Origin of the sequence: Streptomyces sp. NPDC093801 (assembly GCF_040701585.1) — a bacterium.
Lineage (GTDB): Bacteria > Actinomycetota > Actinomycetes > Streptomycetales > Streptomycetaceae > Streptomyces.
This window is the reverse complement of the sequence record NZ_JBFBDP010000053.1, coordinates 1-13,809: the sequence shown is the minus strand read 5'-3', so window position 1 is coordinate 13,809 and position 13,809 is coordinate 1. Positions and strand designations below refer to the sequence as shown.

10 protein-coding genes are annotated in these 13,809 nt (G+C 71.6%); 3 read left to right on the top strand and 7 right to left on the bottom strand.

The genetic code is table 11. The features are described from left to right. Positions 1-55: 55 nt before the first annotated feature. From AB0469_RS37810 to AB0469_RS37780, 7 genes are read right to left on the bottom strand one after another with little or no spacing between them, the layout of a single operon-like run. On the bottom strand, positions 56-1,174 hold the full coding sequence (locus AB0469_RS37810; RefSeq protein WP_366456116.1) for a C40 family peptidase: 1,119 nt from the start codon (positions 1,172-1,174) through the stop codon (positions 56-58). Beyond that, the gene (locus AB0469_RS37805) at positions 1,171-3,882 is read right to left on the bottom strand and encodes a hypothetical protein (RefSeq protein WP_366456115.1); all 2,712 of its coding nucleotides are present in this window, start codon (positions 3,880-3,882) and stop codon (positions 1,171-1,173) included. The genes AB0469_RS37810 and AB0469_RS37805 overlap by 4 nt, the downstream gene beginning before the upstream one ends. Continuing rightward, a complete protein-coding gene (locus tag AB0469_RS37800; protein ID WP_366456114.1) occupies positions 3,879-4,202 on the bottom strand; it encodes a hypothetical protein in 324 nt (107 codons plus the stop codon). Before AB0469_RS37800 ends, AB0469_RS37805 begins: the two co-directional genes overlap by 4 nt. Positions 4,203-4,216: 14 nt before the next feature. After that, positions 4,217-6,787, bottom strand: coding sequence for an ATP-binding protein (locus AB0469_RS37795; RefSeq protein WP_366456113.1), 2,571 nt, complete (start codon positions 6,785-6,787; stop codon positions 4,217-4,219). Continuing rightward, entirely contained in the window at positions 6,787-7,239 is a 453-nt protein-coding gene (locus tag AB0469_RS37790) for a hypothetical protein (protein WP_366456112.1), read from the bottom strand. Before AB0469_RS37790 ends, AB0469_RS37795 begins: the two co-directional genes overlap by 1 nt. 59 nt (positions 7,240-7,298) lie before the next feature. After that, the gene (locus AB0469_RS37785; protein WP_366456111.1) at positions 7,299-7,622 is read right to left on the bottom strand and encodes a hypothetical protein; all 324 of its coding nucleotides are present in this window, start codon (positions 7,620-7,622) and stop codon (positions 7,299-7,301) included. After that, complete coding sequence (locus AB0469_RS37780) at positions 7,619-8,566, bottom strand: conjugal transfer protein (RefSeq protein ID WP_366456110.1); 948 nt, start codon at positions 8,564-8,566, stop codon at positions 7,619-7,621. The genes AB0469_RS37785 and AB0469_RS37780 overlap by 4 nt, the downstream gene beginning before the upstream one ends. A gap of 1,208 nt (positions 8,567-9,774) precedes the next feature. On the opposite strand from AB0469_RS37780, the gene AB0469_RS37775 reads away from it, so the two are divergent. From AB0469_RS37775 to AB0469_RS37765, 3 genes are all read left to right on the top strand, one after another. Next, positions 9,775-10,032 carry a hypothetical protein gene (locus tag AB0469_RS37775; RefSeq protein WP_366456109.1) on the top strand — a complete coding sequence of 86 codons (258 nt, stop codon included), beginning with the start codon at positions 9,775-9,777 and terminating at the stop codon, positions 10,030-10,032. Beyond that, a complete protein-coding gene (locus tag AB0469_RS37770) occupies positions 10,029-12,164 on the top strand; it encodes a hypothetical protein (RefSeq protein WP_366456108.1) in 2,136 nt (711 codons plus the stop codon). Before AB0469_RS37775 ends, AB0469_RS37770 begins: the two co-directional genes overlap by 4 nt. Positions 12,165-13,031: 867 nt before the next feature. Beyond that, entirely contained in the window at positions 13,032-13,682 is a 651-nt protein-coding gene (locus tag AB0469_RS37765) for a hypothetical protein (RefSeq protein WP_366456107.1), read from the top strand. Positions 13,683-13,809: the final 127 nt, after the last annotated feature.

Below are 13,809 nucleotides of genomic sequence, written 5' to 3'. Positions count from 1 at the left end.
GCGGCCAGGACGGCCGCGGCGGTGATCAGGCGGCCGCCCGTCCACGCGTGTCCGCTCACAGGAGCCGGGCCCCTCCCGCGTAGTCGGGCATCGCGGTGACGGGGTCGATCCGCACCTGCTTCCCGGGCCGCGGCGCGTTGATCATCTTTCCGTCGCCGATATAGATCCCGACGTGGTGAATCGTCGAATCCGACGTGGCGCTGTACCCGTAGAAGATGAGATCGCCCGGGCGCAGCGCCCCGAATCCGGCGGAGGCGGGGATGCGCAGGCCCGCGCCGGCCTGTTCGGCCGCCGTGCGCGGCAGCATGATCCCGGCCTTGGCATAGGCGTACTGGGTCAGGCCCGAGCAGTCGAAGCCGACCACGGCGCCGCCGTCCTGCCCGCCGGGCGAGCAGCAGATCCCCGTACTCGGGCCTTCGGGCCCGCCGCCGCCCCAGGAGTAGGGGATGCCCTGCTGGGCCAGCGCGGCCTGGATGACCGCGCCGACGTTCCCCGACGGCACGGCCGGCGCTGTCCCCAGGGCGTCGTAGCGGTCGATGCCCGACATGACGTCGTCCACATACGCCCAGGACAGGTTGTAGGTGTGGATTGCGGCGCGCAACTGCTCCCGGTCACCGAGGTTGCGACCGTTGCCGCACAGGTAGACGGCCGCCGCCACGGCGGCGTCGTCTGCGTTGTGCGGACTGATCTGCCCGTCCTTGTTGCCGTCCTTGCCGTAGGCGCGGAACGTCTCGGGCAGGAACTGGAAGGGACCCACCGCACGGTCGAACTCGCTGTCGTTGTCCCAGCGACCACCGTCGGTGTCACGGATCGCGGTGGTGTTCCCGCCCGCACCCGAGCCGTCCAGACGAGGACCGGTGATGATCGGATCGATGTCCCCGCTCGCCCCGACGAGATGCCCGGCGGCATGGTCGGACTCGACCTGGGCGATCCCCGCGAGGACCTGCCACCGCATCCCCCGGCACTCCGGCACGTACGCCGTCACCTGGGCGGCGCCGGTGAGGTAGGCGGCGAACATCCTCTCCGGGATCCCGGCCGCGGCCGCACTCACCGACGAACCGGCCGGCACGCTGCCGCGGGCACGGGCGGCGGCCACCACCAGCACCGGAGCGGTGCAGCACGCCGCCACCATCAGCAGCACTCCCAGACACCCCAGCTTCTGCCACCTCTTCACCGCTCACCGCCTTCACGGCGCCGGCGCTCTGCCGCGTGGGCTGCGAACCTCGCGCGCAGCCGAGCCGCGTTCGCCTCGGCTTCCCTGTCGACCGCACCCGCCGCACTGGTGTCCCCGCCCCGGGCGTCGGCCTGTGAGGGAGTCACAGCACGCTCGACGGTCCGCCGCCGCGGCCTCGGCGCGCGGCCGCCTTCGACGCGTGGAGCCGAGATGCTCGTGCGCGGGGCGCTCTCGCGGCCGCTGGAGGACACGGACAGCGGGGCGGTGGCGAGGGCTGCGGCCACGGCGGTGTCCCGTACCGAGCCCATCGGGTTGTGGACCTGCCAGGCGGTCGCCAGGCGCTGCCCGGCGTGGTCGACGCCGTCCCGGACAAGGCGGCCGCCGTCGGCCCACCGGCTCCCGTCTTCGCGGACCTGGTGTGCCGCCACGCGCAGCTGGGTGCGGGCGTCGTCGGTGAACTCGCTGGCTGCTCCCCGCGCGCGGCCCAGGTTGCGGGGAAGCCCGAGGGTCGCTCCGTAGGCCAGGCGCGCGGTACGCGAGGCGATCCGGTAGCCGCGCAGCCGTGAGGCGCGGGCATGGATCCGGGATCCGAGCAGCGGCCGGTCGGTCGCCGGATCATGCAGGATCTCACCCGTCCACTGATCCGCGACGACCTCGCCGGACCCGCCGCCGGACCCGCCGCCGGTGCCGCGGGCGGCGCCGGCCAGAGCCTGGGAGGCAGGGTGTCGGCCGGGCCCCGGCCCGATCAGCGCCGCGTGCCCCATCCGCAGCGCGACGGCGAACGGCGCCAGGCCGCGCTTCCCTTCGGCGAGGGCATCGCCGATGAACCGGCCGGGGGACATCGGCATGCCCGCCCCGTCGCTCATCGCCGCGAGACTGCCCAGGGACGCCAGCCGCGCACCGAACGCGCCGTGTGCCGACGACGGCCCACCCCGGCGGGAGACTCCGCCGCCGGCGGACCCGTGTTCGGAGAGAGCGGCGCCGATCTCCGAGCTGTCACCGCGCAGGTGGCTGCCGCCGACCTTCCGGTACCGCATGCGGGTGGCCACGCGCTGCCCGAAGCCGGACGCCGCGGCCAGCACCCGCCGGTGCATGACCAAGAAGGCCACAGCGATCGCGTCCACCAGCAGGAGGCGCTCCACCATCAGGTCGGCGTCGCTGTCCGACAGGATCGCGTCGACGGCGATCCCGAACATCGGCAGGCACAAAGCGGCCATGAACGACACCAGGGCCGAGGCGATGAACACCCCGAGCCACCGCCACAGCAGCATGCGGGAGGGGCCCGGGAGCATCGACCACACCCAGGCGATCGGCCCGCCGGCCGCGGCGGCCGCGTCGGCAGCCTGGGCGCCGAGCATCACGACCGCCATCGACACGATCATCAGCGTGACCACGAGCACCGCGACCAGCAGGGCGGCCACCGACCACACCCGGTCCCAGGTCGGCTCCTGCGCGTACTCGGCAGCCTCCCGCCCGACCGGTCCGGCATCCTGCAAGTCCTTGACGAGCTCCGAGTACGCGGAATCCCTGGACTTCGTCCCGCGAGGGCCGTTTCCGTTCTCGCAGAAGTCCTTAGCCGGTTCGTCCATGCTCGCGCAGGGGTTATCGCGGTTCTCGCAGTACTTCTTGGCCGACCCGCGCAGCATCTTGCACTCCGGGTTGGCCGCCCCTTTCTGGCTGCCGCCGGCTTCTTTCAGCTGGCGCTCGCAAGCCTCCTTGAGAGGACCGACGACCCCGGAACACTTCGACAGATCCACCTCGCCCTGCTTTTGCTTCTGCTTGGGCTGGCTGCTCTCGACCCACTTCAGATGGGCTTTGTAGGCGTCGGCTTCCCCTGCCCTGTGGGGATCGAGGACGCGGCCGTACTGCAGGAGCATGTACGGCTTGACCACCAGACTGTCGGTCAGCGCGCGCTGGACCGGATCGACCACCGACTTCGCCTCGGCCTTCTCCTTCACGCAGGCCTCGTGGGCGGGCCCCACCGCGCTGTCACAGGGCCGGCCGCCGCGCGCGGGCGTGCCGAAATAGGAGGCGGTGGTGATGGACGCCACCTCCACGGCAGCCTGGTGGGTCTGGTCGAGCGGACCGTCCTTGCCCAGCAGGTAGTCAGGGCGCACAAACGCGCTGGCGGCCAAAGCCGCGATGACCAGCGTCAGCGCGATCTCCCCCAGCCCCGTCCCCGCCTTACCCCGCACGAACAGGACCAGCCCGAACACGAACGCCCACGCCAGCAGCAAGCCTTCGAGACCGAGGGGGGCGACCACGTGCCGCTCGTAGGCGTCGGCGATCTGCTGCGCCGGCCTGGTCAGCAGGGTGATCAACGGGAAGCGGAACACGAAGGAGATCAGCCACCCGCACAGCCCGACCAGCAGCCGCACCAGGGTGAACAGGCCGCCCAGGACCAGGCGCTGGATGTCGCCGACCACATCAAGGTCTGGCAGGCGCCCCGTCACCGCCAGGTCGACCGCCGGGATACCCCCTTGGGGCTGCGAGGAGACGGGCATGGCCTCCAGCTGGTAGCTGCTGAGCGGCACCCCCTCGCCGGTCATGATGTCCAAGGGCCCCAGCAGGCCCCCGCCCGTGCCGGGTCCGTCGGCGGTTGCGGCCGCGGCCACCGCCGTGTTCGTCACCAGGAACGTGACGGTGAGCAGCGCGACGAACCCGGCGGCGCGCAGTGTCCCCCGGTCCAGCCTGCGCCGGGCCGTCACAGCCGCCGCCCGGCAGTACTCACCAGAGCGATGGCGGCCGCGACAGCGACGGTGGAGAACAGCAGCAGCGCGGACCGCGCATCCAGCCCCGGCAGCCCGGCCACACCCGGCACGGCCGGCTGTGACGCAGCGACAGGGCTGACGGGCTCGGACACACACGGCCCATGCACCGGGCCGGCACCCCGCGCACAACCGGCAGCCGCCTGGGAGACGCTCACCCCGACCGCCGGGGAAGCCACAGGGGTGTGGGGCAGGGCCCACGCGGCAACGGTGCAGGCCAGCAGCAGCGCAGTGACGGCGCCCACCAGCAGCAGCCGCACACCCGATCGGTACGTCATGAGGTCCCCCCGGGGGCCGCGGGCTGTACCGCGCGGCCGGGCGTGGTGAAGATCGATTCCTTGATGCGGGGCACGGGCGGGACGACCACCTTGATCCGGCCGACCTGCATGCGCGGATCGCGCAGCAGCATCTCGCCCTCCCGGCCGGCCTGCCCCACCGGGGAAAGCCCGGTGGTGACCAGCCGGATGAGGTCCTCGTCCTCGCCGTCCAATCCCAGAAAACGCAATCCCTTGACCGCACGGGCCCGGTCGGCGGTGCGGGCCAGGAACCGGTAGGCGACCAGACCCGCGTCCTTGCCCAGCTCGTCTGCGTCGTGAGCCCCCAGGAACACACCGGCGCCGTGCTTGCGGCCGTCGTGGAGGATCTCGTGGACCAGCGCGGACCCCTCCGCCGAGGAGGTCAGCCAATACACCTCGTCCAGGGAGACCAAGCAGAACCGGGACGGATCGGTGAACGCCGCCTGCCGGGCGACAGCCGCGATCAGATACAGCACCGCCCGCCCGATCAACGCCTCCAACGGCTGCTGGCGCAGCACCTCCACGTCGGCGAACGCCTCCCGCGGCGGCAGGGTCAGACCGGTCGTGGTCACCACCACCATGTCGGCACCCAGATCCCCGGCGAGCGTGACCGGCGGCAGGCCGGAGTCGAACACCATCGCCGCCAGCGGGTTGCCGCGCACGATCCGCAGCAGATCCGCCATGGTCGCGGCCGCATCCCCCCTCGTCGAGCCGGCCCCCGAGGCGGCGAGCGCGGCCAGGACGTCGAGGACCTTGCCCATGGACGGCTCCGGCCCGCCGCTGACCTCCTCGACCGCATGGTGGAGCACGGCCCCGGCGGCCGTCATCGCCCCCACACCCAACTGCAAGGTCAGGTAGGACAAGGCGTAGTGCGCGCCGACCGCGCCGCCGAACACCCGCAGCGGGTCGATGGAGATCTGCGCCTTCGCGGCGTCGATGATCTGGCAGCGCTCACCCATCGCCGTCCGCGCGAAGCCGGCCCACTCGCGCATCGGGGTCCGGTCGATGACGATCGCCCGCCCGCCCCGGTCCACCACCGCCTCGGTGACCAGCTTCTCCAGCACGCTCTTGCCCGCGCCGAGGTCGCCGATCACCGCGCTGGAAGCCGAAGCGTTGACCTGCGGGGCATCCGCCGGATTCAGCAGCACCGGGCGGATCGTGCCGCAGTCCAGGTCGTAACCCACCATCATCCCCGCCGGGTCCCCCACCCGCGACAGCGTCAAAGCCCCCGAAGCAGCCCAGTCCTCCGACAACTGGTGCTGCGTAAATTGGCTCAGCTTCGGCGCCCGCACCGTCCCGGGCAGACCCAGCGCGAACAACTCCTCCTGCATCCCATACGGGCGCTCCACCCGGTAGTCGCCCCCCGACAGAGCCGCCGACAGCTCCCGCGCCCGCACATCACACGTCCCCGCGTCCGGCCCCCACACACTGAGCACCGTCACCGACTGGACCTCGACCTCCACCGACGTCCTCGCCATCCGCGCATCCTGCTCCGCCAGATCCCCCGCAGCGTCCGGAAGCGAATGCGGCATCCCCGTCGGCTGCGCACCGTACTGATCCGCCTGATCGAGGAGTTCGCGCTTCTTGCGCTGGACCTGCGCCCGCGCCTTCTTCGCCGTGACCACCCGCAGATCGACCGTGACATCCACGGGGAAGGGCAGAGCCTCCAGCTGAGCCAGGACATCAGCGGCCCGCACCGACACCGCCGGCGGGATCTCCGCCAGCACCAGGTGCGCCTGGTATCCGGTACCGGCTTCGGACTCCACCTGAAGCCACCGCCGGCCCAGCGGCGACGAAGCCCCAACCGACCGCCACCACGGGCCCCGAGCCTTGGCCTCCTTGGCCCCGGCATGCATCCCCTGCCCGCCCTCGGCGAGACGGACCATCCCCAGATCCGCGTACGACGGCGACTGCAGACGACCCTCGCGGGTGCGGCTGCCGTACAGCCGGCTGTGCTCGGCATCCGACAGCAGCGGCTCCTCCAACCCGCGGCACAGCGCGTGCTGGAGCATCCACACGATCTCCGCCGCCGACGCGGGCCGAAGCCCCAACCCCCCGCCCAGAGAGGTCTGGATCCGCTCGGCCTCCACAACGGCCGCCCTCACCTCAGCCTCAGCCACCGGAACCGGCGCAAGATCCAGCGCGGCCGACAGCTCCGCGTACAAAGCAGTCAGGGAGGCACTCGCCACCCCGCCCTTGACGGCCAGGGGCACGGCCAGCCACAGCGTCCGCTCGTGCATCTCCTGACCAGTCAAAAGATCGACCGTCGCCGCGCAGGTCTCCGCCCACGCCGGCAGCCGCCGCCAGTCCACATCCGCGACCATCCGCTCGGCGACCTCGCCGGGATCAGTACCGGCCGCCAGCACGAACAGCCGCGGCTCCATCCCGGGCATCGACCGCACCAGCGAGGTGACCCGCCCCAGCAGATCCTGATGCACCCGGGCCGGCAGATAGCCGCCCGGCAGCGCGGCCACCCGCCACACCGCCCACACCCGCCCCGACACCGCCCACAGCAGATGCCCCGCGACGTGCCGGAAAGGCGTCCTCATCACAACGCCCTCCCCGCACCATCGGCCAACAGCCGCGAAAGCCCCGACCCGGCGGCCGTCCGCTCAGCGCCCGACACCCCCACCCCGGCCGCCCTCACCCCACTCCCCGGACCGCCAGCAAGGGCGGGAGCCGGAGCGGCCGTGATGACGAACCACGCACGCAGGCAGGACACCTGCCGGTCACGCGCCACCCGCCCCCCAACCACCCCAGCCGGATGCCTCAACAGCAGCGAGCCCACCCCCAGCACAGCCGTGAACGGGTTCTGCCCCGCGATCTGCGCCCCCCGCACCGCCCACACCGCACCCAGCCACAGGGCGATCGGCACCGGCCCCGCCCACGACCACCAGGCAAACGTCTTGATCAGAACGAACGCCCCACCACCCAGCACCACCAACTGCGCCGGCGTGTACGGGCCGAACGGCAGCGTCCAGTCACCGAGCTTGCCCAGCACCCACGGATGCCGCCGCGCACTGGTGTACGCACGCGCGACCCGCGTCCGCTCCGCCCCGCTCACAGAACCCCCCGGCCGCCACCCGCGCCCACCCCGACGCCAGGGGTGACCACGACCGTGACGGCGCCGGCGCCCTTCGCAGGGTTGTTGATCTCGTCCTTCACCGCACCGGACAAGGACTCCCGCGCCTCATACAGGCCCAGCGCCAGCACCATCGCGATCAGCGCGCCGATCCCGGCCTTCAGCGAGAACCTGCGGGCCACGGTCACGACCACCACCACCGTCAGCGCGACCTTGAGCCCCTTGTCACTCCACCCGGCGAGCGTCCCGATCAGGGAATCGCCCAGCTTGTCGAGCTGACCCGCGAGGATGAACTGCTTCATCGCGCACCCCCCGCGGCCGGCGCGGCCACCGGACCGGACGGCGTAGCGGCCGGGGCCCCCGCACCGCCAGCCCCGCCCTCCAGAGCGACGATCTCCCACCGCCCGGCCCGCGTGGTCACCTCCAACCGGTAGACCAACGGCCACCGAGACCCGGCCCGGTCCTCACCGGCGACCCGAACACGCACCCGCGCCCGAGTCCCGTCGGCCGGAACCTCCTTCCCCGCCGCGCGCTCGGTGTCGGATACGACCTCTTCGACGTCCACCCGCACATACGCCGCGGCCGCCGGAGCCGACAGACGCACACCCGGCGAGAGGTACCGCTCCAGCCCCGCACCCGGCCCGCCCGAGAGATAGGTCCGCAGGAACTCACCCAGCGACACCGACAGCGCGGCGCCGGACGGGACGGAATGGGAGAACGGGGAGGCGGCCTCCGCGACGCCCTCCGGGGCGGACACCTCCGCCGGCGCTCCGAAGACGCCCAGCGGCCCACCTTCGCGACCGCCGGCACCGGACACCGCGAAGTACCGCACCACCGGCCCGCTGACCGCGACGGACTCCTTCGCCGGGCCCGGGCCCACCGGATCAAGAGCGGCGGCGGAGGCCACGGCGGCGACCACCACCGTCCACCCCTCCGGGGAGGACGAGGTACGCACGGGCACCACCCGCATCTCCCCGGGCGCGGCCTCGCCGCGGACCCGCTTGGGGAGCTGCACGGCGGGCGCCATCGACCGCAGGGCCGCGGCCACCGGGCTGTCGGGCGCCGCCGCATCGGAGCGCAGCCACAGATCCACGAACAGCGCGGCCGTCCCCGCCGGGTCGGCCGACGGCCTGGGCGCGCTGTCAGTGTGCGGAACCGGGGCGGCCTGGGCGACGGAACCGCGCGGCATCACGAGGGCGACGGCCAGTGCCAGGGGCCCAGCGGCCAGCGCCGCCCATGCCCCCATCCGGGCCAGACGCGGACCGCTCGAGACGGCCCTCCCGGCCGGAACGGTCTCCGGACGGGAAAGCCGGAGGGACTGCGCAGACGCGGTCTGTGGGGTGCGCCGTAGGCGGCGCGAGGCAGAGGGGACGGGGGTCATGGAAACGCCTTCCGTGGAGGAGCTCGTTCTTGCACCCCACGAAACGGCCAAGCTCTCACCACCCGGCTCACCGCCGGCAGCCCCCCACCATCACGGGAGGGCAACACCTCAGCTGGTGAGTCACCGGTGAGCTCACACCACCCACTGAAACCTCCCCGCCGCAGGTCAAAGCCCTGCCGACAGCAACACCTCACCGGTGATGAACCGCCCCCGCTCAACTCACCAATCACCTCACCGCCTCTGACTGCCTCCCACGTTCTTCGTCCGCGGTGTGCCGGGCGGCTGCACCGCGCCCCACACGTCGCGCCGGCCCCAGGGAAGTTCGTCGCTCCGCCGTTAGGCGGCAGCGGGGTAGGCACGAAGGCACCCCGACGGTCCCCCACCTATACGTAGCCGCCGCCCGGGAGAGCCGTCCTGAAGGCGGTACCCCCGTCTGCGTGCGCGCCCCTCGCCTCGAGTGCGGCCGCGCTCGTTCTGCCGACCACGGCCTGATGATGAGTTGGTCTCTTCATCTGCCCGGGGCATGTGACCGTCGCTACGATCGCTGGATCTGCAGCGCCCGTTCGGAACTTCGGCGGCGGCCGCGGAACGTGTGCGGAAGAGGGCCCCCGCCGGTAACAGGGGCCCTCTGATCGTCCGTGTGGTGCCCGCGTCATGCCCAGGAGGACTCAACGAGAGAGCCACCGCCGCAGCCGCACTGGGACGGCTGCATGCGTCCAGTCTCACCACGGTCCGCCGACCATAGTCAAGATCGAATAGGCGTTCCGGCGCGTTCCGAACGGTCGATACCCAGGCCAGCACCGGTTGCGTACGAGGCACGAAGGCCGGTTCCGAACGGCGGACCACAGGTCGCGGCAGGGGCCGTTCCGCCCGCCCCCCGTCCTCGGCGCGCCGCGAGTACATGTGGAACGGGGCTCGTTTCGAGCGGATCCGGGCGGCCGTATTCCGTGCTGGATCAAGGGTTGCCCCGCGCCAGCCGACGACAGCAGGCTTACGTCCCATCACAGCCCGTGCTCGGCGCCCGGTAAGCGCCCTCGGGCTTGTCCCGTACGTCCACCGCCCAGGAGGCATCCATGCATACTCGTCGATCGTTGAGGCGCCGCAGCACCCGGCCGGCTCCCGTCACCCCGTCCTGCGGGACGGGCGCGCTGCCGGGCGGCCTGCGAGTGCTGGTGTTCGTGGTGGTCGTCGTGGTCGTCGCCGTGCTCCTGAAGTCCGGCTTCTCGGTCCTCGACGCGTTCGGACTCGTGACCGTCGCGGCCGGCACGGCCGCCCAGATCAGCTCGTGGTTCGAGCAGCCCGCCAGCGCCCTGCCCGGAGCAGCGGCATGACGGGCCTGACGGGGCCGGGCGGCGGCGCCGTCTGGCGGGAGAGGCTCTACGCGGTCGCCACCGACAAGGACTTCCGAGGGCACCTGACCACCGTCCTGAAGTCCACGGGGCTGACCGGCGACCAGGTCGCCGGCAAGGCCGCGAGGCTGGGAGGCCTGCCGCTCCCGAAGGCCACCGTGACCGCGACCCTGACCCGCGACAAGCTCCCCAAGCTCGTCTTCGTGCAGCAGCTCATCAGGGTCTGCGGGGTACGGGAAGAAGACCAGCCCCTCTGGATAGAGGTGTGGCACGCCCTGGAGGAGGGCCGCGCCCCCCTCGGCCAGCCGCAGGACGCCGTGCCCTCGCCGTCGGCCCCGCCCGTCGTCGGGACCGTTGACCTCGGAGTCGTGAGGCCTCCCAACCAGGCGCCGGCTCCGGTTCCGGCCCCGGAACCGGTGTCCGTCGAGGAAGGCCTTTCGACGACCCCGAAGACCGGTCCCGACACCGCGGAGCCCTCGCAGGAGGCTCTGCCGGCGCTCCAGGACGCAGAGCACGCGGACCCGGCCACCTCCGAGCAGGACTCCTCGGCCAACCCGGCCACCAGCACTTCCCGGAAGAGCCCTTCCAAGCAGGCACGCCGACGCTGGCTGATCGGGCTGGCCTCGGCGGCGGTGGCAGGCGTCCTGGTCGCCGGCGGGCTGTGGCTGCAGGCGGAGCGGCAGAAAGACGCCGACACCCGGGCCAAGGAGACCGCGGCCCAGGACAAGGCGGAATGGCGCACGTCCCACTGCGGCACCGACAACGCCGCGCTGACCACCGCGTCGGCCTGGTGCGCCGGGATCACGGACGGCCGTGACGGCCACGCCGTGTTCGGCAAGGGCTTCGAACCGGCTCTGGCGGTGATCGACGCCGAGAACCAGGCCGCGGTCAAGAGCGGCGGCTACGTCACGGTGGCGCTGATGGGGCCGCTGACCCAGGGCGACAAGAGCCTCACGGGCGACCGCGCCGTGCACCAGGTCGAAGGCGCCGCGATCGCCCAGCACGAGGCGAACCAGGGAGGCACCTACCCCAAGATCCGGATGGTGCTGGCCAACATGGGCACCGACGAGACGAGCTGGCCCACCGTCGTCGACCGCCTCAAGACGATGACCGGTGGAAGCGACCACCTCGTCGCGGTGACAGGCATGGGCCTGAGCCAGAAGGAGTCGATCGACGCCGCACGCTCCCTGTCCAAGGCCTCCATCCCGATGGTCGGCGACCTCATCACCGCCGACGGCTTCGACACCACCGGCGCCATCGACGGCAACGGAGCCATCGACGGACTGGTGCGGATCGCCCCCAACACCAGCACACAGCTCCAGGCAATCGCCCAAGAACTCCACAAGCACCCCGAGCTGAAGACCGCGGCCCTCGTCAGCGCGCCGACCACCCCGAACGGAACCACCGACTTCTACACCCAGTCCCAGGAAGCGGCCGTCCGCAACCCGGCGACCGGACTCCTTCCCTACCTGCAGGCAGGAGGCATCTCCTTCAGGTTCGACGCCAGGAACGACGCCGTACGGACCAGCCTCAACACCATCAGCAACAACCTCTGCGGCAAGGTCGAGCCCGACCTGGTCTTCTACGCCGGCCGCGCGAACCGCCTCGGCGACTTCCTCGAAGACCTGCGCCAGCGGCCGTGCCACACCACCCCGATCACGGTGGTCACCGGCTCCGACGCGGCCACCCTGGACCGCAGCCTGCCCGCCCTGAAAGACCCCGAGGCCCCCATCTCCGTTCTCTACGTACCTCTCGCCGACCCGGCCCAGCTCGCCGACGGCACCAACCCCGACCACGGCCTCTTCCAGGGCTTCGCCGACGAGTTCGGCCGCGACCACCACGGGCAGCAGTTCGACAAGGGACACCTGGCCAGCGGATGGGCCGTCATGGCACACGACGCCGTCCTCACCGCCAGCCTCGCGATCCGCAAGGCCGTCGACACACCCCAGACCCCGCCCAGCGTGCACGCGGTGGCGGCCCAGCTCTACCTCTTCGACAGCACCAACGTCATCAGAGGAGCCAGCGGCGTTTTCCGCATCGACCCGCAGACCGGCAACCGCAAGAGCACCCACGAACCCCAGGTCGTCCGCCTGGGCGCCCCACCCCGGAACTAAGGAACACCCGGCCGGCCTCGACCACATCGAGGCCTGCCTTCTTCATCGCTTCGGCGGCTGAGGGGGAAGATGCAGGGGACGTAGGAGGGGGACACGGAGAGGGACGCAGAGAGGGGAGACTGACGGGGAGACCGGGCTGACCGCGCACCTTCCATTCGCGCTGCTCAGGCCCCATTTTCAGTACCGGTGACTGGCCGGACTTTCTTTATGAGGATGGGAGAGGGGTTGGCAGGGGAGGGCGGAGGGGCGACTCTGTCGCGTACGCGTACCTGGCCTACAGGCGGGAGATGACGGCTCAGTGCCGTTTCCCTTCCTATACCGGGAGAGCTGTGCCTCTCAGCCCCCAACAGGGGGCAGGCAGGGCGGCATCGGTGATGCCGAGCCTGAGGGCGCAGCCAAGTGTGTCGCGCAGCAACTGGCTCCTGGAAGTGAACGAAGGCGCCCTCGACGGGTTCAGGCGCAGCTGGATCTCCCCGGCGGACCGCGTTCACGCGCGGGTGCACAGAGTGTCCCTGCTGCGGGCAGACACGGCATACCTACGGGTGGCGCCATCCGCTGCTGCGGCTCATCCAGCATCGGCGTGCCGGTGTCCTCGTTCGTTGTTGGCAGCCGGGGCCGCAGAGCGACGCTACGTCTGATAGGGGAAAGCAATGTGGCCGACGCCCACTTCCGCCGTAGCGGGTGACAAGGGCGCCGGCCAGCCGAAGACACACAACCCTGGATTCCCGGGGGAGTGGCTACGAGTTCAGTGTACCTTTGAGTGCCGTAAATGCTATAGCTTTTTGTGGGGGAGTTGAGACCGCGATGATCCGGGCTGGACGGCTGAAGCTGGTACGTACGCGAGAGGATCTTGCTCGCGATCAGGGGATGAGTTTCGGGACGTTCCGCAACCGGAAGCTGTATGCGGTCCCAGGACATCCAGTACCGATCAGCTCGGCGGGCGCGCGTGTTCTGCTGTGGGACGCGGAACAGACGGATGCCTTCCGGGCGGGCCGGCCGGTGCCCGGGCTTTCGCCTGCCGGCGACGACGAGGACCTCCTGGACCGTAACGAGGCGGCCGCCGAACTCGGCGTAACGCCGAAGAGCTGGGACAGCTACAAACGGGCAGCGCCAGAGCTCGCCGAGCAGACCGTCGTTGTCGGCGGTGTGGAGCACTGGCCCCGCCGCGTCGTGGTGGCCTTCAGTCAGTCGCGCCCCGGTAAGCAGGCAGCCACCGGCCGGCCAGCCGGAAGCGCCGATGCCGTTCCGCGGGCGGAACTTTCCGCGCGGATCGAGGCACTGCTGCAGGACGACCCCGCAGTGACGACAGCTCAGGTGATGGATGAGCTCGGAGTCTCCTATTCCAGTGCGCAGAAAACGTTGGTCCGGCTGCGGGGCGCCCGGATCGCCGAGCTGATGAAGTCCGACCCGGGCCTGCCGGCGGATGAGGCCGCCGACCGCCTCGGATACCCGCCCGCGGTGCGGCGGGCTGCGATGGTCGAGGCGCAGCGGCTGGCCGGACGTCTCGCGTCCCAGTAGTCGGGCAGCGGGGAGCAGGCCAGAGCCGAATCCTCCGGGGGCTGGGCGCCGTGGGACGGGTGCCGCGGTGGGGGGGGGGCGGGCCCCGCGCCCGCGCCCGGCGGGGGGGTGGGGAAGAGCACACCGC